The 21,170-nt window shown below is 68.7% G+C and carries 23 protein-coding genes; 5 read left to right on the plus strand and 18 right to left on the minus strand.

Annotated elements, in window-relative coordinates; all coding sequences use genetic code 11:
- Positions 1-60: 60 nt before the first annotated feature.
- On the minus strand, positions 61-849 hold the full coding sequence (locus ABZS69_RS07560) for a class I SAM-dependent methyltransferase (protein WP_355368099.1): 789 nt from the start codon (positions 847-849) through the stop codon (positions 61-63).
- A 70-nt stretch (positions 850-919) separates the two neighbouring features.
- Positions 920-2,203 (minus strand): cytochrome P450, encoded by a 1,284-nt coding sequence (locus ABZS69_RS07565; protein ID WP_355368103.1) that lies wholly within the window; start codon positions 2,201-2,203, stop codon positions 920-922.
- 113 nt (positions 2,204-2,316) lie between these two features.
- On the opposite strand from ABZS69_RS07565, the gene ABZS69_RS07570 reads away from it, so the two are divergent.
- Genes ABZS69_RS07570 through ABZS69_RS07580 form a run of 3 tightly spaced genes read left to right on the plus strand, consistent with a single transcriptional unit; the run spans position 2,317 to position 6,212 of the window.
- Entirely contained in the window at positions 2,317-2,724 is a 408-nt protein-coding gene (locus ABZS69_RS07570) for a PaaI family thioesterase (RefSeq protein WP_355368106.1), read from the plus strand.
- A gap of 60 nt (positions 2,725-2,784) precedes the next feature.
- Positions 2,785-5,364: a CocE/NonD family hydrolase gene (locus ABZS69_RS07575; protein ID WP_355368109.1), complete on the plus strand. Its 2,580-nt coding sequence runs from the start codon at positions 2,785-2,787 to the stop codon at positions 5,362-5,364.
- Positions 5,361-6,212: an ABC transporter permease subunit gene (locus tag ABZS69_RS07580; RefSeq protein ID WP_355368112.1), complete on the plus strand. Its 852-nt coding sequence runs from the start codon at positions 5,361-5,363 to the stop codon at positions 6,210-6,212. The genes ABZS69_RS07575 and ABZS69_RS07580 overlap by 4 nt, the downstream gene beginning before the upstream one ends.
- On the opposite strand, the gene glpK is transcribed toward ABZS69_RS07580, so the two are convergent.
- The 5 genes from glpK to ABZS69_RS07605 all read right to left on the minus strand — a co-directional run bounded on the left by glpK (position 6,209) and on the right by ABZS69_RS07605 (position 10,718).
- Positions 6,209-7,717 (minus strand): glycerol kinase GlpK, encoded by a 1,509-nt coding sequence (gene glpK, locus ABZS69_RS07585; RefSeq protein ID WP_355368115.1) that lies wholly within the window; start codon positions 7,715-7,717, stop codon positions 6,209-6,211. The genes ABZS69_RS07580 and glpK overlap by 4 nt on opposite strands.
- Positions 7,718-7,742: 25 nt before the next feature.
- Entirely contained in the window at positions 7,743-8,552 is an 810-nt protein-coding gene (locus tag ABZS69_RS07590) for an MIP/aquaporin family protein (protein ID WP_355368118.1), read from the minus strand.
- 90 nt (positions 8,553-8,642) lie between these two features.
- The gene (locus ABZS69_RS07595) at positions 8,643-9,092 is read right to left on the minus strand and encodes a GNAT family N-acetyltransferase (protein WP_355368121.1); all 450 of its coding nucleotides are present in this window, start codon (positions 9,090-9,092) and stop codon (positions 8,643-8,645) included.
- Between the two features lie 96 nt (positions 9,093-9,188).
- A complete protein-coding gene (gene cpt, locus ABZS69_RS07600; RefSeq protein ID WP_355368124.1) occupies positions 9,189-9,722 on the minus strand; it encodes a chloramphenicol phosphotransferase CPT in 534 nt (177 codons plus the stop codon).
- A gap of 75 nt (positions 9,723-9,797) precedes the next feature.
- Entirely contained in the window at positions 9,798-10,718 is a 921-nt protein-coding gene (locus tag ABZS69_RS07605; protein ID WP_355368127.1) for a helix-turn-helix transcriptional regulator, read from the minus strand.
- A gap of 159 nt (positions 10,719-10,877) precedes the next feature.
- Between ABZS69_RS07605 and ABZS69_RS07610 the strand changes: the two genes are divergently transcribed.
- Positions 10,878-11,795 carry an NADP-dependent oxidoreductase gene (locus ABZS69_RS07610; protein ID WP_355368130.1) on the plus strand — a complete coding sequence of 306 codons (918 nt, stop codon included), beginning with the start codon at positions 10,878-10,880 and terminating at the stop codon, positions 11,793-11,795.
- A 194-nt stretch (positions 11,796-11,989) separates the two neighbouring features.
- On the opposite strand, the gene ABZS69_RS07615 is transcribed toward ABZS69_RS07610, so the two are convergent.
- The 11 genes from ABZS69_RS07615 to ABZS69_RS07665 all read right to left on the minus strand — a co-directional run bounded on the left by ABZS69_RS07615 (position 11,990) and on the right by ABZS69_RS07665 (position 19,057).
- Positions 11,990-13,102 (minus strand): protein-L-isoaspartate(D-aspartate) O-methyltransferase, encoded by a 1,113-nt coding sequence (locus ABZS69_RS07615; protein WP_355368133.1) that lies wholly within the window; start codon positions 13,100-13,102, stop codon positions 11,990-11,992.
- A gap of 114 nt (positions 13,103-13,216) precedes the next feature.
- Positions 13,217-14,347: an ATP-grasp peptide maturase system methyltransferase gene (gene tgmC / locus ABZS69_RS07620; protein WP_355368135.1), complete on the minus strand. Its 1,131-nt coding sequence runs from the start codon at positions 14,345-14,347 to the stop codon at positions 13,217-13,219.
- Entirely contained in the window at positions 14,344-15,327 is a 984-nt protein-coding gene (tgmB, locus tag ABZS69_RS07625; protein WP_355368138.1) for an ATP-grasp ribosomal peptide maturase, read from the minus strand. The genes tgmC and tgmB overlap by 4 nt, the downstream gene beginning before the upstream one ends.
- A gap of 3 nt (positions 15,328-15,330) precedes the next feature.
- A complete protein-coding gene (tgmA, locus tag ABZS69_RS07630; RefSeq protein WP_355368141.1) occupies positions 15,331-15,603 on the minus strand; it encodes a putative ATP-grasp-modified RiPP in 273 nt (90 codons plus the stop codon).
- A 456-nt stretch (positions 15,604-16,059) separates the two neighbouring features.
- Positions 16,060-16,362: a hypothetical protein gene (locus ABZS69_RS07635; protein WP_355368144.1), complete on the minus strand. Its 303-nt coding sequence runs from the start codon at positions 16,360-16,362 to the stop codon at positions 16,060-16,062.
- On the minus strand, positions 16,359-16,556 hold the full coding sequence (locus ABZS69_RS07640) for a hypothetical protein (RefSeq protein ID WP_355368147.1): 198 nt from the start codon (positions 16,554-16,556) through the stop codon (positions 16,359-16,361). The genes ABZS69_RS07635 and ABZS69_RS07640 overlap by 4 nt, the downstream gene beginning before the upstream one ends.
- The gene (locus ABZS69_RS07645) at positions 16,553-16,957 is read right to left on the minus strand and encodes a hypothetical protein (RefSeq protein ID WP_355368150.1); all 405 of its coding nucleotides are present in this window, start codon (positions 16,955-16,957) and stop codon (positions 16,553-16,555) included. Before ABZS69_RS07645 ends, ABZS69_RS07640 begins: the two co-directional genes overlap by 4 nt.
- Positions 16,958-17,017: 60 nt before the next feature.
- Positions 17,018-17,878: a DUF5753 domain-containing protein gene (locus tag ABZS69_RS07650; RefSeq protein ID WP_355368153.1), complete on the minus strand. Its 861-nt coding sequence runs from the start codon at positions 17,876-17,878 to the stop codon at positions 17,018-17,020.
- Positions 17,879-17,911: 33 nt separating this feature from the next.
- Positions 17,912-18,412: a DUF6879 family protein gene (locus ABZS69_RS07655; RefSeq protein WP_355368156.1), complete on the minus strand. Its 501-nt coding sequence runs from the start codon at positions 18,410-18,412 to the stop codon at positions 17,912-17,914.
- A complete protein-coding gene (locus ABZS69_RS07660) occupies positions 18,378-18,629 on the minus strand; it encodes a hypothetical protein (protein WP_355368159.1) in 252 nt (83 codons plus the stop codon). Before ABZS69_RS07660 ends, ABZS69_RS07655 begins: the two co-directional genes overlap by 35 nt.
- Positions 18,630-18,769: 140 nt before the next feature.
- Complete coding sequence (locus ABZS69_RS07665; protein ID WP_355368163.1) at positions 18,770-19,057, minus strand: DUF4190 domain-containing protein; 288 nt, start codon at positions 19,055-19,057, stop codon at positions 18,770-18,772.
- Positions 19,058-19,747: 690 nt separating this feature from the next.
- Between ABZS69_RS07665 and ABZS69_RS07670 the strand changes: the two genes are divergently transcribed.
- Positions 19,748-21,170: ATPase (locus tag ABZS69_RS07670; RefSeq protein WP_355368166.1), on the plus strand; the 1,423-nt coding region annotated here is incomplete at its 3' end.

Raw genomic sequence — 21,170 nt, forward strand, 5'->3', positions numbered from 1 at the left:
CGGTTCCGCACGTTGCGGTGTTGCTGGGGTAATGCCAGGCAATGTAATCGCAGGTCCGAGCTACGCCGAGGCCCGCAGGGAGTACAGGAGCGGGATCCTCGGTGCGCCCTCCGGGACGCGGTAGTCCCCCCGGTCGCCGACCAGGGTGGCGAAGCGGCGGAAGAACGTGCGGTCGCGCTCACGCAGGAACTCGACCCGCAGCCCCGCCGCCGTCACCGCGCTGACGACCTCGCCGAGGCCGTGCTGGAACTGCACGGAGGTCTGGTGCTCCAGGATTTCGCTGCCGGTGTAGGTGTGCGGGTACTCATAGACGTGGGGCCCTCGGTCGAAGTAGTCGTGGGTGACGGTGGTGCCCGTCTCGTCGTCCAGGATGTCGGCGAACGGGTGGAACTCCGCGAGGTAAAGGAATCCGCCCGGCTTCAGCAGCGCGGCGACCGTCCGCGCCCAGCTCGTGAGGTCGGCCAGCCACACCAGCGCGCCGAGGCCGGTGTAGACGATGTCGTACGTGGCCCCGCCGAGCGCCTCGACCGCGTCGTAGACGTCGGCGGTGACGAACTGAGCCGGGATGCCGCACTCGGCGGCGATGGCCCTGGCCTGCTCGATGGCGGCGTCGGAGAAGTCGAGGCCGGTCACCTCGGCGCCGAGCCTGGCCCAGGACAGCGTGTCGAGGCCGAAGTGGCACTGGAGGTGTAGCAGGCGGCGGCCGGTCACGTCGCCGACCTCGTCCCGCTCGAACCCCTTCAAGGAGATCCGGCCCGCCTTGAAGCCTTCGACGTCGTAGAAGTCGCTGGCGACGTGGATGGGGACCCGCCCGTTCCAGTTGGCCCTGTTGACGCCCAAGTAGTCCATGGGTGGGAGCGTAGGCGAGCCCCCTGTCCCGCCGCCTCCGGTTTTCCCCCCGGCGGCGGGGCGGGTCCGGTCAGGGGCGCCTTCTCGTCAGGCGTACCGGGAGGTGCTTGAGCCCGTTCTGGAAGTTGGAGGTCAGCCGGCGCGGGGTGCCCGCCGGCTCGACGTCCCAGTCGCGCAGCAGCTCCGTGAACACCGAGCGGAACTGCGCGCGGGCCAGGTGGGCGCCGAGGCAGAAGTGAGGGCCGAAGCCGAAGCTGACGTGGTCGTTCGGGGTGCGGGCGACGTCGAAGCGGTCGGGGTCGGGGAAGACGGACGGGTCGCGGTTGGCGGAGGCGTGGTAGACGACCACCTTGTCCCCGGCGCGGATGAGCCGGTCGCCCAGGGTGAAATCGCGCGTGGCCGTGCGCCGGAAGTGCATGACAGGCGGCCAGAAGCGGAGCATCTCCTCAACCGCGGAGCCGAGCAGCGACGGGTCCGCGCGCAGGCGGGCCAGCTCGGCGGGGTGCCGGAGGAGCGTGAGCAGCCCTCCGGGGATGCCGTTGCGCAGGGTCTCGTTGCCGGCGACGGCGAAGAGGAAGAACATGTTCTCGAACTCCGCCTCCGTCAGGCCGCCCTTCAGCATGGCTGACATGACGGATTCGCCGTCCGCCGGGGTCTCGGCCAGGGCGTGCGCGTAGGCGAACATGTCGGTCAGCGCGGCCTTCGACCGCGGGTTCACCCCCGGCGCGAGCTCCGGCCTGGCCGCGACGGCCAGGCGGCCCATGGGGGTGAGCGACTCGACGTCGGCCGTGGACAGGCCCGCGTAGTCGGCGTCCTGGTAGCCGATCACCCGCGACGCCCAGTCGTACAGCAACCGCTTGTCCCGCGCCGGAACGCCCATGACGTGGGCCAGCGTCCACACGGGCAGGTCGGCGGCCACCTCCACGAAATCGCACTCGCCCGCCGCGAACAGCGCCGCGGCCCGCCCGGCGATCGTGCGCTCCAGGGCGCGCACGGCACGCGGGGTGAAGGCCGCCGCCACGATCCTGCGCAGCCTGGAGTGGCCGGGCGGGTCCATGTTCAACATCTGGACCTGCACGAACGCCAGGTCGCCCGGCGTGTCGGGATCGCGGATCTGGGTGGCGCCGAGGTGCGAGGAGAAGTCCTCGGGGCTGCGCAGCACGTGTTTGACGTCGGCGTGCCTGAACACCCCCCAGTAGCCGGGGCCCTCCCGCCAGGGGCCGACGGCGGGCTCGGGGATCCAGCAGACCGGGGAGTCCGCCCGCAGCTCGGCGAACAGGTCGTACGGGACGGCAGATTCGTAGGTCGCCGGCAGGAACACCTCGACCGCCGACCGCCCGGTCACACCCGGCATGCCGCCCACCCCCCGCACTCGTACGTCGTACTTCCGCCCTATACCGGCACCCGGACAGGAAGCAAGCGACCGCGCCAGGAGCGGCGGGGCGGTCCTGCGGGCATCATGAGCGCGTGACTCCAGCAGACGCAGAGGCGATCCTCCAGGAATACTTCGCCCCCTGGATCCAGCGGCTCGGGCTGCGCGTGGAGGAGGTGGGCGAGCGCCACGCCGTCGTGCGGCTCCCGTGGTCCGACGACCTGGCCCGCGAGGGCGGCGGGCTGTGCGGCCAGGCGATGATGGCCGCCGCCGACACCGCCACGGTCATCGCCATCTCCTCGGCGCGCGGCACGTTCGTGCCGATGACGACGGTGCAGCAGTCGACGACGTTCCAGCGGCCGGTGATGGGCAAGGACGTCCTGATCGACGTCCGCATCACGAAGCTGGGCCGCACCCTGGCCTTCTCCGAGGTCACCCTCACGGCCGCGGGCAGCTCCGAGACCGCCGCCCACGCGACGACCGTCTACGCCATCCTGGCCTGATCCCGCAGGTCAGGACTTGATCTCAGGGATCTCTCAGGTGCGGAAAGTAGGCTCACGGTCATGAAGCGTGTGGCCGCGCTGGTAGCGGCGCTCGCCCTCATCGGGGTGACGACGTGGCTCGTGTGGCCGTCGGCTCCCAAGGTGCGGGGCCAGGACCAGATGATCAGCGTCGTCGACGGGCCGTCCGACGACCAACGGGTGGAGCTCGACACGACGTTCTTCCCGCCGCCCGACGGCCGCAAGGCGCCGGCCGTGCTGATCGGGCACGGCTTCGGCGGCAGCAAGCAGAGCACGCGGGAGCAGGCCATCCGCGTCGCCCAGCAGGGCTACGCCGTGCTGACCTGGTCGGCGCGCGGGTTCGGGCGCTCGACCGGCGAGATCGCGCTCAACTCGCCCGACTACGAGGTCAAGGACGTCAAGCAGCTGATCGACTGGCTGGCCAAGCGCCCGGAGGTCCAGCTCGACGCCGCGAACGACCCGCGCGTGGGCATCGCGGGCGGCTCGTACGGCGGCGCCATCGCCCTGATGACGGCCGCCTACGACCAGCGGGTCGACGCCATCGTGCCCCAGATCACCTGGGCCGACCTGGCCGACGCGCTCTTCCCCAACGCCGCCGCGCAGGGCACCGGCCCCGCCGCCATCGGCCAGGACGCCGCCAACGGGGTCTTCAAGCGCATGTGGGCGGGCATCTTCTTCGGCCAGGGCGTCTCGCTGGACAGCTTCGCGGCGCGCGGGGAGCGGCAGGCCGCCGGGCCGCTGACCCCCGAGCAGGCGCGGTGCGGCAGGTTCCTGCCCGCGATCTGCGACGTCTACCAGCAGGTCGCCAAGGACGGCAAGGCCACGCCGGAGGCCGTCGCCCTGCTGCGCAAGTCGAGCCCGATCACCGTGGCCGGCCAGATCAAGGCGCCGACCCTGCTCATCCAGGGCCAGCGCGACTCGCTCTTCCCGCTCGGCCACGCCGACGCCAACGCCAAGGCGATCGCCGCGGCCGGCACCCCGGTGAGCCTGGCCTGGTTCGACGGCGGGCACGACGGCGGCAACGGCGAGGCGGACTGGGTGTTCGAGCAGTCCACGGCCTGGTTCGCCCGCTACCTGAAGGGCGACAAGTCCGCCCCGGCGGTGAGCGCGTTCACGGTGACGCGCGACGGCGGCCGCGACCCCGGCACCCGCCAGCGCATCCGCCTCCACCCCGAGGCCGCCTCCTACCCCGGCCTGGCCGGCACCGACACCACCACGGTGCAGCTGAACGGCCCCGCCCAGAACATCGTCAACCCGCCCGGCGGCGCGCCCGCCTCCATCTCGACGGTGCCCGGCATCGGCGGCCTGCTGGCCGGCGGGCAGAGCAACACGAGCGTGTCCATCGACATGCCGGGACAGAGCGCCGCGTTCGAGTCCCGGCCGCTCACCGCCCCGCTCCAGCTCACCGGCAGTTCCACGGTCCGGGTCAGGGTGTCGGGCAAGGGCGAGGCGACGCTGTTCGCCAAGTTGTACGACGTGGCCGAGGGCGCCCAGCCGCCCGCCCTGCCCGCCGGGCTGGTGGCGCCGGTCCGGGTGACGATCCCGGAGGGCGCGGGCAGCGCGGAGGTCACCGTCACCCTGCCCGCCGTGGACTACCGCTTCGCCGTGGGGCACCGGCTCCGCCTGGTCCTGACCACGACGGACATGGGTTTCGCGACCGCCGCCGCGCCCGCCGCGTACCAGGTGTCCCTGGCCTCCCCCGCGCTCGCGGTGCCGACGGTCCGCACGCTGGCCGCTCCCCCGACCGGGGTGGCGTGGTGGGTGTGGGCGATGCCGCTGGCCGCCGTGGTCGTCGCCGCCGTGCTGCTGGTGACGGGGCGCGTCCCGTCCCGCCGCCGGACCGCGCCCGGCGCCCCGGAGAGCGGCGGGGCCGGCGACAAGGACGTGCCGCTGGAGATCAGCGGGCTGACCAAGGCGTACCGGAACGGCGAGCTGGCCGTGGACGGGCTGTCGTTCCGCGTCGAGCGGGGCCAGGTCCTGGGCCTGCTCGGGCCGAACGGCGCGGGCAAGACGACCACGATGCGCATGATGATGGGCCTCATCCAGCCGGACGGCGGCGAGATCCGGATCTTCGGCGACCGCGTCACGCCGGGAGCGCCCGTGCTGTCCAGGCTCGGGTCGTTCGTCGAGGGGCCGGGGTTCCTGCCGCACCTGTCCGGGCGGGACAACATCGAGCTGTACTGGGCCGCCACCGGACGGCCCGCCGCCGACGCGCACTTCGACGAGGCGCTGGAGATCGCCGGCCTGGGCAAGGCCCTGGATCGGGCCGTGCGCACGTACTCGCAGGGCATGCGCCAGCGGCTGGCCATCGCCCAGGCCATGCTCGGGCTGCCGGACCTGCTGGTGCTCGACGAGCCCACGAACGGTCTCGACCCGCCCCAGATCCGGGAGATGCGCGAGGTGCTCAAGCGCTACGCGCGCGACGGCCGTACCGTGATCGTCTCCAGCCACATGCTGGCCGAGGTCGAGCAGACCTGCAGCCACGTGGTGGTCATGCACCGGGGCCGCCTGGTCTCGGCCGGGCCGGTGTCGCAGCTGCTCACCTCGGCCGCCGTCACCACCAACGGGCACGGGCCGCGCCTGGAAGACGTGTTCCTCGACCTCATCGGAGACAAGTCATGACCGTCGCCGCGCCGGGCTACGCGCCCCGTCGCACGTTGCCGCTGCGCGTGGAGATCGTCAGGCAGTTCAAGCGGCGGCGGACGCTGGTCATGTTCGGGCTGCTGCTGGCGCTGCCGTGGATCCTGGTGATCGCGTTCCAGTTCGGGCCGCAGTCCAGCGGGCAGGGGCAGTCGTCGCTGCGCATCTCCGACCTGGCGACGGCGAGCGGCCTGAACTTCGCCGCGTTCGCCCTGTCGGTGTCGGCCAGCTTCCTGCTGGTGGTGGCCGTCGCGCTGTTCTGCGGCGACACCGTGGCCAGCGAGGCCAACTGGTCGTCACTGCGCTACCTGCTGGCCGCGCCGGTCCCCCGCGACCGGCTGCTGCGGCAGAAGCTGATCGTGGCGCTGGGCTACTCGGCGGCGGCGGTGATCTGCCTGCCGCTGATGGCGCTGCTCGCGGGCACGCTGGCGTTCGGCTGGAACGACATCCAGGTGCCCGGCACGGGCGAGACGATCCCGGCCCTGGACGTGCTGCCGCGCTTCGGCATCGTGATCGGGTACGCGCTGGTCAGCCAGCTCGTGGTGGCCGCGCTCGCGTTCCTCGTCTCCACCATGACCGACTCCCCGCTCGGCGCGGTCGGCGGGGCGGTCGGGCTCTGGATCGTGTGCAACATCCTGCAGGCGGTGGAGGCGCTGGGGTCGCTGCGCGAGTTCCTGCCCACGTTCTGGAACAACGCCTGGCTCGACGCGCTGATGCCGGAGCTGGACTGGAGCGGCATGGCGAAGGGCGCGTCGGTGTCGGTCACGTACGCGGCCATCCTGATCGCCCTCGCGTTCCGGCGCTTCCGGCGGAAAGACGTGGTCAGCTAGGCCCAGTCGAACGACCTGGTCACGGCCTTCTTCCAGCCCGCGTACGCCTCCTCCCGGCGCTCCTCGCTCCACCTGGGCTCCCAGCGGCGGTCCTCCGCCCAGTGCGCCCGCAGCTCCGAGACGTCCCTCCAGTAGCCGGAGGCGAGCCCGGCGGCGTACGCGGCCCCGAGGGCGGTGGTCTCCGACACCACCGGGCGGCTGACCGGGACGCCGAGGATGTCGGACTGGAACTGCATGCACAGGTCGTTCGAGGTGACGCCGCCGTCCACCTTGAGCACGTCCAGGACCACGCCGGAGTCCTGCTGCATCGCCTCCACGACGTCGCGGCTCTGGTAGCAGATCGCCTCCAGGGTGGCCCTGGCGAGGTGGGCGTCGGTGTTGTAGCGCGACAGGCCGACGATCACGCCGCGGGCGTCGGCCCGCCAGTACGGGGCGAACAGGCCGGAGAACGCCGGCACGAAGTACATCCCCCCGGAGTCGTCCACCTGCCGGGCGAGCGCCTCGGTCTGCTCCGCGGAGGTGATGACGTGCAGTTGGTCGCGCAGCCACTGCACCGCCGAGCCGGTCACCGCGATGGACCCCTCCAGCGCGAACACGGCCGGCTGGTCCCCGAACTTGTAGGCCACCGTGGTGAGCAGCCCGCTCTGTGAGCGCACGCTGTCGGTGCCGGTGTTGAGCAGCAGGAAGTTGCCGGTGCCGTAGGTGTTCTTGGCCTCGCCGGGCGCGAAGCAGACCTGGCCGACGGTGGCCGCCTGCTGGTCACCCAGGATCGCACCGATCGGCACCTCCCCGCCGACCGGCCCGTACGGGAGCGTGGTCCCGTACATGGCGGGGTCGGCCGACGGCCGGATCTCGGGCAGCATCCGGCGCGGGATCCCGAAGAACGACAGCAGCTCGTCGTCCCAGTCGAGCGTCTCCAGGTCCATCAGCATGGTGCGGCTGGCGTTGGTCACGTCGGTGATGTGCACGCCGCCCTTGACGCCGCCGGTGAGGTTCCACAGGGTCCAGGTGTCGGTGTTGCCGAAGACGGCCTCGCCGCGCTCCGCGTCCTGGCGGACGCCGTCCACGTTCTCCAGGATCCACTGGATCTTGCCGCCGGAGAAGTACGCCTCCGGCCGCAGCCCCGTCCTGTCGCGGATGACCTCCCCGCGTCCGTCCTGCTCCAGAGCGGCGGCGATGCGGTCGGTACGGGTGTCCTGCCACACGATCGCGTTGTAGTACGGGCGGCCGGTCCGCCGGTTCCAGACGACCGTGGTCTCGCGCTGGTTCGTGACGCCCAGGGCCGCCAGGTCCTTGGCCTGCAGCCCGGCACGCTGGATCGTCGTCTGGATCACGGCCGCCGTCACCGTCCAGATCTCGATCGGGTTGTGCTCGACCCAGCCCGCCCTCGGCAGGATCTGCTCGTGTTCGAGCTGGTACTTGGCCACCTCGGCGCCGTCGTGGTCGAAGACCATGAATCGGGTGCTGGTGGTGCCCTGGTCGACGGCTCCCACGAACTCGGGCATGTCTTTCTCCTCTGCAAGATTCCGGTCAGATCTCCACCGGCTGCACGATGCCGCGCTCCTCGCTCGGCGGGAGGAACCGGGCGATGCACGCCTGGTAAAGGCCGGCCCCGACGAGAGCGCCGATCAGCGGGCCGACGATCGGCACCCAGAAGTACAGGTCGCCGTGCTGATCTCGCCAGGCGGTGGAGTAGCCGGTGAAGTAGCTCGCCAGGCGCGGCCCGAAGTCGCGGGCCGGGTTGATCGCGTAGCCGGCGTCGGTGCCGAAGGACATGCCGATCGCCACGATGAGCAGGCCGATGACCACGGGGCCGAGGTTCGCGCCGGGGGCCATGTTGGCGACGTCGGACACGGCGAAGATGACGAAGAGCAGGATGGCGGTGCCGATGATCTGGTCGCGGAACCCGCCCCACATGTCCACCGGCAGCACCCCGTTGCCGGGCAGGGTCGAGAAGACGCCCTGGGTCTTGATCGTGTGCCCGGGGTCCACCATGGACAGCACCTCGGTGTAGTTCCACCGGACGATGAGCGCCGCGACGAAGGCCCCGGCCGTCTGCGCCAGCGCGTACGGCACGACCTTGCCCCAGGGGAAGCCGCGGAAGACCGCGAACGCCAGCGTGACCGCCGGGTTGAGGTGCGCGCCCGTGGTCCGGCCGGCGACGTAGACGCCGAGCGTGACGCCGATCCCCCATGCCCAGGCGATGCTGTCGTGGTCGCCGAGCTTGCCCGCGACCACCTGGGCGACCACGCCGACCCCGAACAGAATGAGCACCATCGTCCCGGCGAACTCGGCGATCAGCTCACCGGCCAGCCCCATCCGGTCGCGACGTCCGGCCACCGCTCCTCCTTGCGCACGTGATCGTCGTGTGGCATTCCCGATTTCGAGGAATGCATACGATACGTGCGCTATATGTCACGCAAAGTGACGTCAGAGGGTGCGGCTGAAGGTCACCAGGGCGGTCCCCGGGCCGTTGTAGCCGGGGACGGGCTCGCTGACCTCGAATCCCATGCGGCCGTGGAACGCGATGGACGTCCGGTTGACGGGCGAGGTGATGGCCTTCACGACGCCGCGGTCGTGGTCGCGCGCCAGGTCGAAGAAGCGCTCGTACATGGTGCGCGCGAGGCCGCCCGTCCTGGCCTCCGGGCAGACGCCGACGAAGTGGATGTACGCCTCGTCGGGCTCGGACGGGGACATGAACCCGATCAGGAATCCCGCCAGGCCCGCCGGGCCCTCCGCGATCAGGCTCGTCCGGTGGAAGTGGTCGAGGAAGAGCCTGGGCAGGGAGGGCAGGATCGGCCGCCCCCACCAGTCGTCGACGACGGCGGCGATAGGGTCGTAGTCGGCGGGGGTGGCGGCGCGCAGCTCGTACGGGGTCACGGCTCCTCCTGCGTCTCGTACGGGGTCACGGCTCCTCCTGCTCCGGTCGGGTCGGATCGGGTCGGGCCGGGTCGGGTCCGATCGGGTCGGTGGCCGTCAGCCGGCCCGCGCGGCGATGGCCCGCGCGCACTCCAGCGACTCGGTGTGTGTGGTGTCCACCTCCAGGTCGTACGTCACGCCCTGGTGGACGATCTCCGCCTGCAACTCGGCCATCCCCCGCACCCGATCCCCACGGGCGACCTCACGGCCCGCGGCCACCGCGCTCTCGCACCTGACGCCGACCCACAGCACGTTCAGCCCGGCCAGAGCCTTCTGCCACCGCTCCTGGGAGGCCGCTCCCCCGAGGAAGACGTCGTCGATGATGACCCGGGCACCCGCGCGGACCATCGCGGCGACCCCTTCGGCCCACGCCGCGTCCAGCATCCGGAACTCCGGCCCGACGCTCACCCCGCCGTCCGGAGCGAACTCGATGCCCGCCTCCGACCCCTGCATGGACGCGGGCATCGCCTCAAGCAGGGAGTCGACCCCGAAGGCAAGCCACGGCTGCGGCAGGACCGCCTGCAGGCACCGGACGATCCCGGACTTGCCCGAACTGGAGCCGCCGTTGAGCACGATCACTTGAGTTGTCACCGGCCCCACAATAGGGGCGCTCCCCACCAGGCCGGAAAGGCTTTTCGGGCAGCGTTCCGGTCGCCCGGCCGGTGCTCACGGCGTACGCGGGTCGCCGCCCCCTTCCGTCGCCGCGCCCGCCCTCGTCGCCGCGCCCGCCCTCGTCGTCGCCCGCGTCGCGGCGGTGTCGTGCCGATGCCGCGGGCCGAGCACGCGCAGCAGGTCCAGCGCCTCGGTGCCGCCGGGCGGCGGGGTGAAGACCCGCAGTCGCTGGTCCGCCGCGGGCGTCGCCAGCACCTCGCAGTCGAACTCGATCCTGCCGAGCTCGGGATGCGTGAGCCGGTACGGGTGTGACCTGCGCACCGCGACCTCGTGCCGGTCCCAGAGCGCCGTGAACTCCGCGCTGACCGCGTGGAGCCGCGTGACGAGCGTGCGGGATGCCGCGTCGTCCCCGCGGCGGGCCACCGCGGCGCGCAGGTCGGCGACCAACTGCCGGGCGTGCTCCTCATGCTCCTCGACCGCGAAGTGGCCGCGTACGTCCGGCTCGGTGAACCAGCGCAGCACGATGTTGCGGTCCTCCCGGGCCACCGTGCACACGCACCCGAACAACGCCTGCGCCATGTCGTTCTGCGCCAGCAGGTCGCCCAGATCGCTCAGAACCTGGACCGGAACGCTGTCCAGCCGGTCGAGGACGTACAGCATGCTCGGCCGCAGGTACTCCCCGGCGCGCGCCCCTTCCGGCGGGCGGTGCCCGGCGAGCAGGTACAGGTGGTCCCGCTCGTCGGCGGTCAGCCGGAGCGCGCGGGTCAGCGCGGCCAGCAGCTGAACCGAGGGCTGCGGGCTCCTGGCCTGTTCGAGCCGCATGTAGTAGTCGGGCGACATCCCGGCGAGCGCTGCGACCTCCTCGCGGCGCAGTCCCGGCGTGCGCCGCCTCGGTCCCTCGACCAGCCCGACGTCCCGTGGAGCCAGCCGTTCCCGGGACCGGCGCAGGAAGTCGGCGAGTTCGTCGCGGTTCATCCCCATATCGGTAGTGATATCACCGTTCGCCAAACGCATCCTGGGACCGCCGATCCTAGGGAGACCGCTCCGCTCCCGCGCCGCCGGAGGCGAAGGCATGGTGGGGACGTGGCCCTCCAGGGCACGTCCGAACGAGAGAACGAGAGCGGTGATCACGCGATGAAGGCAGTGCGGTTCCACGAGTACGGCGACATCGACGTCCTGCGGGTCGAGGAGGTGGAGCGCCCGGCGCCCGGCCCCGGGCAGGTGCTGGTACGGGTCAGGGCGGCCGGGATCAACCCGGGCGAGGCCCATATCCGCGCCGGCGAGCTGCACGAGCGCTGGCCGGCGACGTTCCCCTCCGGACAGGGCAGCGACCTGGCCGGCGTCGTGGTGGAGGCCGGTCCGCAGGTACGCGGTTTCGCGGTGGGTGACGAGGTACTCGGCTACACCCATAGCAGGGCCAGCCAGGCGGAGTTCGTCGTGGTCGACGACGTGGACCTGACCTCGCGTCCGGAGGGCCTGTCCTGGGACGTGGCCGGGTCGTTGTACGTGGCCGGCACGACCGCGTACGCCACCGTGTTCGCGGTCGACCCCGGACCGGCCGACACGGTCGTGGTGTCCGGCGCGGCGGGCGGCGTCGGTTCCCTCGCCGTGCAGCTCGCGAGGAGGCGCGGCGCCACGCTGATCGGGCTGGCGAGCGAGCCGAACCACGCCTGGCTGAAGGATCGCGGTGTCATCCCGGTCGAGTACGGGGAGGGCGTGGCGGATCGGATCCGGCAGGCCGGCGGCGGGACCGTGGACGCGTTCATCGACACGTTCGGCGACGGTTACGTGGAGCTGGCGGTGGAGCTGGGCGTGCGGCCCGAACGGATCAACACGATCCGCGACTGGCAGGCGGCGGCCAAGGTCGGCGCGCGGACCTACGGAGAAGGCGCGGCGGCGTGCGCGGTCGTGCTCGGCGAGCTGGCCCGGCTCGCCGGGCGCGGGGAGCTTGAGGTGCCGATCGCCCGCACCTACCCGCTGGAGGGGGTGCGGGACGCCTTCCGCGAGTTGGAGCGGGGGCACGCCCACGGCAAGATCGTGCTCCGTCCGTAGGACCCAAGGGATGCGCCGCGATGCGGTCCGCACATCCCTGCACAGCGATCTCCCCCGAAAACTCTCAGGACCATCAGCTCAACACCAGCGTCCTGGCCCAGGTCACGGTCATTTCATGGCGTTATCGCAGGTGCTGTGCCCCCCAGGGCTGGACGCCGGCCGAATCTGCCGCCCTGGGCTCGTTCTGTGTTCTGTCAGAACGAGCCGACCACGTGGGCGGGGGTGTCCAGCCAGATCGTGTCGCCGTCCGGTGTGCTCGTGTACCCGTAGCGGTGGGCCGATGGACTACCGAGGGACAGCCAGCGCGTGAACGCCTCTTCGGCTTCGGCGTACAGGTCACGGTCGCCTCCATACCGGACGATCCAGTCGCCCGCGTCCTCGTCCCAGGCCACGTGTGCGGCAGCGGCATCCGTGTAGGCGTGCAGGATGAACCCGCCGCCGTTCACTCCGGCCGAGCAGGAGACGCCAGGCAGTGTGGCCACGAGCGCGATGACGGCCGCCCACTCGCCGGCAAGACGCTGCGGGTCGATGCGGGCGGGCCGCTCGCGCCGATCGTCGCCGAGGATGAACTGCTCCTTGTCGCGCTGGGAGCGGATCATCATGAACGCGCAGCCCGGGCCGAAGCGGCCCACGGCGATTCCGTCGCCGAGGGGGCGCAACGCGACGAACGCCCCGCCGTGAGACGACCATGTGGGCATCCACGGGAAGACCACCGTTCCGCCAGGCCTCGTCTGGGCGATCCATGCCGGTGACGCGCAGGTCGAGCCGACCGTCACATGCACCGCGTCATACGGTGCTCCGTCGGGGTAGCCGAGCATCCCATCGCCGAAGACCGGCAGGACGCTGGACCTGGCGCGGGCCAGGTTGCGTACCGCCTGGCTGTGGATCTCCTGGTCCACCTCGACGGTGACGACTCTGCCGTGCTTCACGTAGTGGGAGATGAGCCCGGCCGTCCAGCCGGTGCCGGTGCCGATCTCCAGCACGTCGTCGTCGCGTTTCAACCCCAGCAGCTCCAGCTCGGCGGCCACGATGGACGGCATCGAGCACGAGGAGGTGTAGAATCCGCCGCCGCCGACGCTGATCGGGGCCCGGCCGTCGTCGATCTGCGTGATGATCGGGACGTCGGATCCGACGACTTTCTCCCAGTCGGCCGGATCAATGCTCCTGTCGATCAGGCGGCCCGTGTCGTCTCCGTCCGGGTGAGCCCACGCCTGCTCGGGGATGAACCCCGCTCGGGGGTTGGCCCGCAGGGCGTCCAGCCAGCGGATGCCCAGGGGCTCGAAGACTGCTTCGATCTGATCACTCACTTCTTGCCACCAGCGTTGCCGGCGCTGGTGATGTTCATCGTTGGATTGATCGTCGGCTTCCGACTCGCCAAATGAACTAATGAAGGCCCCGGCGTCGGCTAGGGGCCTTCTGCGTCAGGCCGGTAGGTCCCAGCTAGGCCCATCGGGGTCGCCGAGCCACACCTGCTGGCTCTTTGATGTCACCGTGAGGCCGAAGCCGGATTGATGAGGTTGGCCAGCCTCCTGCCACGTCAAGATGGCCTTCTCCACCTCGTCCCACAAGCTGACCCGCCCATGTTGGTAAACCGTCCACCCGTGCTCGGGATCTGGCCGTGTATCAGCTCGTGAGCCGGTGCCAACGTCGACGAGGAATATCGTGTCTGTCTCCCAAGAGAACTGCCCTTGTGGAACGGCGAGTTGGGCGACCCACAGGGCTGTCTCGTTGTGGAGAATGGACGGGTCGATTCTGCTCTCACGCGCGTCACCGATGCCTTTGACCATCGGGGGACGCGGAGGAGGCAGATGGGATCGTGCGGTCATGAAGTACAGGTCGTCTTTCAGGAAACGGCCGCTCGCGGTGCCGTCGTCGGCCACGGTGAGGTGCGCGAAGGCAGTCCCACCCATCCAGCCCCACATGGGGGCAGTGATGGTTCCTCCTGCTCGGACCTGGCGCGGCCATGCCCAGGGGATGACGCGCACTGAGCAGGTTGCGATCAACCGATCGTATGGGGCGCCCTCTGCGTGTCCGTACAACCCGTCCCCTTCGATCAGGGTGGGTGCATAGCCTGCCGAAGTGATCGCCTGGCGAGCGCGCATGGCAACTGTGGGGTCGTACTCGACCGATGTGACCGCAGCGTTGCCTAGTCGCTGACACATCAGCGAGGTTGAGTAGCCCGTACCCGTGCCGATCTCCAGGACCTTGTCGCCCTCGCCGATTTGGGCCGCCTCCAGCATCAGTACCACCAAGCCGGGGAAGGTGGACGACGAACTAGGCTGCCCTGTCACGGTCCCCGTCGCCTCTTCAGCCATGACGCCGTTCACCTGGGTCACCCATGTCTCGTTAGCGTAGGCCCGAGACAGCCACTCGTCTGCACTCATGTCGGAGCGCTGAACCGGCGTCCAGAGGTCGCCTCGGTCCTTGTCACGCAGGAAGACGGCCTCTCCCAGGAACCGCTCGCGGGGTACCGTTTCTATCGCGGTGCGCCAGCCGAGGGACCCTATTGTGTCCGCCAGCTCGTGGCGGAGCGTTCGGGAAATGTCGCTCATGACCACCATCCTTCCAGTAGTACGTGAGCGAAAGCTCGCGCTATCGAGTCCGAGTTTGGTAGCCAACCCCACTGACCGTTGGGGTTGCACTCAATGAATGTCCAACTTTCTGTGGATTGATCATCGATGCCACCCTCCAGACCGAAGTCAAAGCATCCGAATTCGAGGCCGAACATGTTGAGATAGGCGTGTATAGCCTTTCTGATTGCTTCGGGAACCTCAATGTCCTCGTAGATCAGTTCACCCCAATCCCCGCACCTCCAGTCGAGTGCGCCGCCTGGGGCGGTGATCTTACTCGCGAACACGTTCTGGCCAACTGCGGTCACCCGGACATCTGCGGCCTTCTGTATCTCCTCCTGAAAAAGGTGGGCGGTCAACGAGAGCGAGTCATCTAGATCATCTGAGCTGATTCGCTGGGTCCATATCGCGCCGACGTGGCCTTCAGAAGTGGGTGGAGCACCCCGAAACGACTTATAGATGACTCGGTCATGCTTGCGGGCGAATTCCTGGGCCGCGTTGAGATCGTTCGTTATCAGTGTTTTGGGGGCCCTCAGACCCACCTTGGCGGCGGCCTGCAACTGGGTAACTTTGAAATCTGCCCTTGCGTCAGCGGCTGGATGGTTGACGTAACGACAATTAGGCAAGCTCCTCAGCAGTCCTCCGAGCCCGTAGCGGGCCTCGGTGACCACGAATCGTTGCGCTTGGTCGTCGAAGGCGTCGCTGTGCCAAGAACTGGGGCGGCGGTAGTAGGCCGCCCCAATCTCCTCCAGGGCGACATCACGGCTTGCAGTCCGAAGCCAGCCGCCCCACTCTGCGCGGTCGTCGCCGATGTGAGCACTGAACGTTAGCGCGCTACCGATGTCGGCGGGATCGATGCGGGCTACCTGCACGCGGCGCACGATCAGGGCTTCGATGACCATGTTGGCTGTGGCGTCTCTTAGAGACGTGATGACCAGTACGGTCTGTGGCGATGACCGCATGCGTCAGCCGTCGTCGGGCTTGGTGTCGTCCGTCACTTCCGTGGCGCCACTTGAACCGTCGCCTCCGCCGCCCTTCGATTTAGTTACCGTGCTCGTCGCCATGTCCACGATCGCGCCATTGGCGTCGTAGAAGTGAGTGAGTTGCGTTTCGGGGTCGAACACGACTGTTTGGAATTCTGAGACAGCCGGCGAGGTTGGGGTCATTCGTCCCAAACCCCAGGGCTGTACGGGTTGATCTTTTACCAAGGTCATTTCAGCCTCCACGTGCAGGTACACGTCTCTTGTGACGCCGGTGTTCTGATCTCCTACGACGTCTTGTTCTGGCGCCTCCGAGGGGTATTGATAATTGTGCTCTGAAGGAAGTCTTGGAGATTTTTGGGGCATTCCTTTGCCTAGCCCCCTGCACGGCCCTGCCGCACTTGGTCAACCTCGTGGTTGTGACGCCGTTGACGACCGACACAACGACCGGATTGCACGGCGGATAGCCCTGCCTCGTCGGCTCTTGCGCCGGCTTCTTCGGCTCATCCTTCTTTGCCGACGACATGGCCAGGTATGGACACCGAGGACATGCAGGGACCTCCTCATGGGTACGGGCCCCCGGGGACTGGGTGTGCGCGATCTTCAGACAGGAAACAATTGCTGGGGTTCGCCTGCCTTGATCTGGTCAGCGGCTGTGGCCCCCGACTACGCGGCGGCCACGCTCACATAACCGGAGGCGTCTACGGCGCCTCGCTAGTGAGGGTTGCATTCGGCGAAGAGACGGCCGACGAACAGTTCTAGGAGCTGTTCGGCGCGCTCCTTCGCATCGCCGACGTTCAAAAAGGGCTGATCTTTGGGCGGCTTGCCATCGCTGAATGGCAAGTACGAGCGAAGGGTGACCTTGCGCCCGTCGACTGACAGCGCGAACGCCCTGAGGTTCCCGGCATAACCGTATGAGATTCCGGGGAGAGGTAGCCCTTCTGCTGCGAAGGGCGATGCCTCCCAAACCAGCTCGACATGCCGGGCATCGGGGGCTGTAAAGGTGTTGGCGCTCATTGCGTCGCCTCCTGTGTGGCCAGCCTCTCCGCCAGCCCGTCAAGGCCGCCCGCGCACATGACGTTGACCCGGTGGCGTCCAAGCGCGGCCGGGGCGAGGTACGTGCGCCGCCATGCAGCGGCACCGTAAGCCAGCTCGGTGCAGATCTCCCAAGTCGTCCCGTACTTGTTCCGCAGCTCCTCGACGGTGGTCATACGGGTGCCCCCGCATTCTGCGCTATCAGCAGGCCGACGCGGTGCGACATGGCCGCCGGTACGACTTCTACCCTGTCGGTCAACGGCTCGTTCTTGAGTCCGACGCGCGCCAGCTCGACCATGTAGCTACCGGACCGCGGGCCGATGGTGACCGTGGCGATTCTCCATCCGGCGTTCGCGTAGATGATGAGCTTGGGAGGGTGCCAAAGGGTCTCGCCTGTGGCGTAAAGCTTGATCGCGCATCGGTCGGCAATCCGCTTGATCAGTTGGGCGTGGACCCCCGCGGCCGTCAGATGCTCAAGGACCCGATCAAGGGCCACGTTCTGCGCTGCCGCTTCCACCTCCGGTATCGGCTGGCATAGCAGGTCGTCAGCCGATGATGTTCTGTGTGTGCGGGCCATGCCTCGACGGTAGGAGGGGGCGTTTCGAGGGCTCCACAAACTTGCGGATACTTGCGGGCGCTATTCGAAGGAGTCCATCGCTCGCTTGATAAGGGCTCGGGCTTCTCGTCCCAAAACGGCTATTTCGTGGAACCGCATGAACGTCTCGGCGTACATCTCGATCTCTCGTGGTTGGGTGATCGTAAGGAAGCCCGACACCAACTCCACGTTGGCCTGCGCGTCATCGAAGATGTAGAAGTTCTCGACAGGCCAGCGGCCCGCACGCTCCGCGTCGGGCGGGATCACAGCCAGGGACACCGATGGCAGCGCCATTGCCTCCAACAGATACCCGAGCTGTCCGATCATCACCTCAGGCCCGCCCCGCCGATAGGTGAGCGCTGCTGCCTCCAAGATGAAGACGAAGCGATGATTGCCCTCGTAAAGGATGTGCTGACGGGCCATGCGCTCTGCGACAGCATCGGCGACATCATCCACTGGCACCTTCCTGCCGTCACGGATGGCCGCCAACGTTGCCGTGGTGTACCCGGCTGTCTGAAGAAGACCTGGAATGACGTCCTGGCAGTACGAGCGATATAGCCGGGTACGTTCATACAACTCGCGCACCGCGACGTTCAGATGGGTGAGGCCGGTCTTCTCCGCCCGTCGCCAGTCCAGCCAAGCCAAGTCCACCGCACGTAGCTCAGCAACCAACTCAGGCAGCAGGCCAGGCACTCCACACGCCTGCACCCAGGCGGCCAGGTCGCTTTCAGATGGCTGCTTCTTGGCGTTTTCGATCCGGGAGGTCTTGGACTCGTGCCAACCAGCAAGGGCCGCAAGCGCCCTGGCGTTCAGGCCGGCATCGAGGCGGATATCGCGTAGCCGCAATGCAAGCGCCTGCCTGGCCGCCTGGGCGCTGGAGCTGGGCGAGTGCGAACTGTGCATGGATCTATGCGACTGATGTCATCAATAGGGCACTCAGATCTGATACTCCGAATGATCGGTCGCCCGTTCCCATGCCGCCGCAAAGGCGGCAGCACAGAGCTTCACCGTGGTGGCGTCGTCGGTCTCGTCGTTGGAGATCCACGCGCCATCCCCCGCAAAATGACAGAACTGAACCAGTCTGTCATCGAAGATCCATACATCGTTTCCTGGCAGAGCCAGGTCAGACGCCAACCGCCGCGGGAGCCACCTGATCACCTCCCCGGCGGACAGATTGACGCCGGGAGTAACCGTGTGCTCGAAGGCGATGTAGGCGCTGACAGGCTCCGACACGATGCGGACCCGATGCATGGCTACACCCCGCGCGACAGCGGACCGTGCCGTGGCTGTCCAGTCCGAATATTGACGAACAGCCTCATCGACATCGCCAGCCTCCCAGGCCAGATAACCAGGGTCACCGGTCATGTACTGGTCGCGCATCTCCAGCTTGAACGCAGTGCGCTCACACGTCGCCAGGAGTTCGCTGAAGTCTGCCACGGCATGCCTCCATGATGATCTCGATCATGCGCGCCGGCAGGCGCACAACCGATTCGCTATCCAGGATCGGGCTCTTGTCGTTGACCCACGCGAGTATCTCCGGGTCCGTTACGGTCGCGCCTTGGAAGAAGAAGTCACCCGTGACGGGGTCCCTGAAGACGGCCGGGCAGTTGTTGCCTGGGTTGGTGGGGTCCTTGCCGTAGAACGCTAGTGCCATGATGGTCTCCTACGTTTGGGGCTTGCGACTCCTTGCGCACATGTGAGCCTGAATGCCCCACACGAAGGTGTCAAGGGCAGCCCGGACGACATGGCACGTTGGCTACGGCCGGAGCTGACATCGGCCGGACTTCAGCACCCCTAACGGTTGAAGGTGCTGTAGATGAGGAAGAGAACGGCCATGCAGAAAGCCAGATAGCCCAGAACGAGGCCGGCTACGGCCAGGTCATCACCGCGGCGGATGGTGGCGCGGATCTCAGATCGCGCCATATGGCAGCCGTACGCCGCCGCCAGTGCCGGGGCGTTGCATGAGATAGCACCTCCGAAGGTCGCGGATCGCCTCCTTGAGGGTGCATGGTGTGCCGATCCGGCGCCAAGCTTGAGCCAAGCTGGCTGGCGGGATCCCGCGCTCTCGAGAGGGTAGGACAAGATTGAGGCGTCCCCTTCTCGGGTGTGTTTCTCGATACGAGATCGGATGACGGGCTCTTGACATGTAACCGGCCGTCAACCGCGCCATGCGCGATCGGCCGTCGCGGGCCGGAAAGCGCGCGGTCCGGGGTGGGCATCGGTTGGCCCACCGCTTCGCTGGTCAACGGGTGGGCTCGATGGCGCCGGAGGCGCGGGTGCGCCGCCAGGCGCGGGTGCGCCGCCAGGCGCGGGTGCGCCGCCAGGCGCGCCTAGGAAGGGCAGTCCGAGCGGAGCGAGGCCCTTTTGGCCCGGGGTGGGCTCCAGCGGGCCCACCGGGTAACCGGTCAACGGGTGGGCGACTCGCGAGCGGAGCGAGCGGGGGTTTCGGGGGATCGAAAGGGGGCGGGGCCCCCTTGGGAGGCGCTGTCTGGAGCCCCGAGCGCGAAGCGCCCCCGTCGTGGAAGGCCGTGCTTTCAGGCCCAGTGTGGAGGCTTGTTGTCCAGGTAGAAGGCGTCCGGGTCGGGCTCCGGCCAGTCGCCCCAGCCCTCGTCCCGGTCGTCAGCTGTCTGCTCCGGTAGAAAATCGTTCACGCCGGACATGCTACTCGGGCCGACAAACCAGTGCCCGGTGTGTCCGCAGGTCCAGGGACAGGCGGGGGTGGCGGCGGTACGATGCGAGAGCAGGTGTCGCCTATCCCCCGTGAGGCTGCGCATGGCAACCCCGACAGGCTGGCAGCGAGACGGCAATCTACCGGCGGAGCTCACCAGCTTCATCGGCCGGACCCGGCTCCTCGCCAACCTCAAACGGCACCTCGGCGAGTCCCGCCTGGTGACCGTGACAGGCATCGGGGGCGTGGGCAAGTCGCGCACGGTGCTGAGGCTCGCGCACCAGGTCCGGTCGCAGTACCCGGACGGCGTGTGGTTCGCCGATCTCGGGCGGTTGCAGGACGCGGGCATGGTCAAGCACACCATCGCCTCCGCGCTCGGCATCGCCGACCAGTCCTCGCGGGCCGAGTCCGAGTCGCTGTCGGAGTGGGTGGGCGAGCGCGACATGCTGCTCATCATCGACACCTGCGAACATATGGTGCACGGGTGTGCCGAGCTCGTGCACGAGTTGCTGGAGGCGGCGCCCAATCTGAAGGTGCTGGCCACGAGCCGCCAGTCGCTGAACCTGCCGTACGAGCACGTGGTGCCCGTGCCGCCGTTGCAGGTGCCGTACGAGGACCCGGACGAAAACCTGTTCACGAACGAGTCCGTGCAGCTGTTCGTCGCGCGCGCCGGGGCGAGCGTGCCCGACTTCGAGCTCGACGAGGACAACATCGGCGCGGTGGCCGAGCTGTGCCGCAGGCTCGACGGGATCCCGCTCGCGATCGAGCTGGCGGCCGTGCGGCTGCGGGCGTTGTCGGTGGAGCAGATCCTCGGGCTGCTGGCCGACCGGTTCAGCCTGCTGGCGGGCGCGAGCCGGACGGCGCTGCCGCGCCACCAGACGCTGCGGGCGGCCATCGGGTGGAGTCACGAGCTGTGCGAGCCCGCGGAGCGGCTGCTGTGGGCGCGGTTGTCGGTGTTCGCCAAGGACTTCGAGCTGGACGCGGCCAGGTTCGTGTGCTCCGACGGGCGGCTGCCGTCCGAGGACATCACCGATCTGGTCACGGGGCTGGTCGAGAAGTCCATCCTGCTGATCAGGAGCAATCACGCCGGTGTCCGCTACAAGCTCATCGACACCCTCGCCGAATACGGTGAGGAGTGGCTCGACAAGCTCGGGCAGAAGGAGCAGATGCAGCAGCGGCACCTGGAGTACTACCTGAGCCTGGCCCAGCGCAGCGAGGACGCCTGGTCCGGGCCGCGGCAGATCTACTGGTTCGTCCGCATGCGGCAGGAGCACGACAACGTCCGGGTGGCGCTCGACCACGCGCTCAAGTCGCCGGGCAAGTCGGTGCTGGCGCTGACCCTGCTGTCGTCGTTGTGGTTCATGTGGGTGTGCTGCGGTTTCGTCCGCGAGGGACGGCTCTACCTGGAGCGGGCGCTCCAGGCCAACCCCACCGCGAGCAAGGAGCGGTGCAAGGCCCTGTGGGTGCTCTCGTACGTGCGCAGCGCCCAGGGCGACAACGCGGGCGCGTTGAAGGCGGCCGAGCAGT

It is taken from the genome of Nonomuraea sp. NPDC005650, from assembly GCF_040605375.1.
Lineage (GTDB): Bacteria > Actinomycetota > Actinomycetes > Streptosporangiales > Streptosporangiaceae > Nonomuraea.

Bases quoted from the DNA above. Each gene is read 5' to 3' on its own strand.
- ABZS69_RS07575 (WP_355368109.1), top strand. From the start codon at position 2,785: ATGAAGCGTGTGGCCGCGCTGGTAGCGGCGCTCGCCCTCATCGGGGTG.
- ABZS69_RS07660 (WP_355368159.1), bottom strand. From the start codon at position 18,629: ATGGCACTAGCGTTCTACGGCAAGGACCCCACCAACCCAGGCAACAAC.
- ABZS69_RS07605 (WP_355368127.1), bottom strand. From the start codon at position 10,718: ATGAACCGCGACGAACTCGCCGACTTCCTGCGCCGGTCCCGGGAACGG.
- tgmC (WP_355368135.1), bottom strand. From the start codon at position 14,347: ATGAGCGACATTTCCCGAACGCTCCGCCACGAGCTGGCGGACACAATA.
- ABZS69_RS07635 (WP_355368144.1), bottom strand. From the start codon at position 16,362: ATGAGCGCCAACACCTTTACAGCCCCCGATGCCCGGCATGTCGAGCTG.
- ABZS69_RS07560 (WP_355368099.1), bottom strand. From the start codon at position 849: ATGGACTACTTGGGCGTCAACAGGGCCAACTGGAACGGGCGGGTCCCC.
- ABZS69_RS07610 (WP_355368130.1), top strand. From the start codon at position 10,878: ATGAAGGCAGTGCGGTTCCACGAGTACGGCGACATCGACGTCCTGCGG.
- ABZS69_RS07580 (WP_355368112.1), top strand. From the start codon at position 5,361: ATGACCGTCGCCGCGCCGGGCTACGCGCCCCGTCGCACGTTGCCGCTG.
- glpK (WP_355368115.1), bottom strand. From the start codon at position 7,717: ATGCCCGAGTTCGTGGGAGCCGTCGACCAGGGCACCACCAGCACCCGA.
- ABZS69_RS07650 (WP_355368153.1), bottom strand. From the start codon at position 17,878: ATGCACAGTTCGCACTCGCCCAGCTCCAGCGCCCAGGCGGCCAGGCAG.
- ABZS69_RS07640 (WP_355368147.1), bottom strand. From the start codon at position 16,556: ATGACCACCGTCGAGGAGCTGCGGAACAAGTACGGGACGACTTGGGAG.
- tgmB (WP_355368138.1), bottom strand. From the start codon at position 15,327: ATGCGGTCATCGCCACAGACCGTACTGGTCATCACGTCTCTAAGAGAC.
- ABZS69_RS07645 (WP_355368150.1), bottom strand. From the start codon at position 16,957: ATGGCCCGCACACACAGAACATCATCGGCTGACGACCTGCTATGCCAG.
- ABZS69_RS07565 (WP_355368103.1), bottom strand. From the start codon at position 2,203: ATGCCGGGTGTGACCGGGCGGTCGGCGGTCGAGGTGTTCCTGCCGGCG.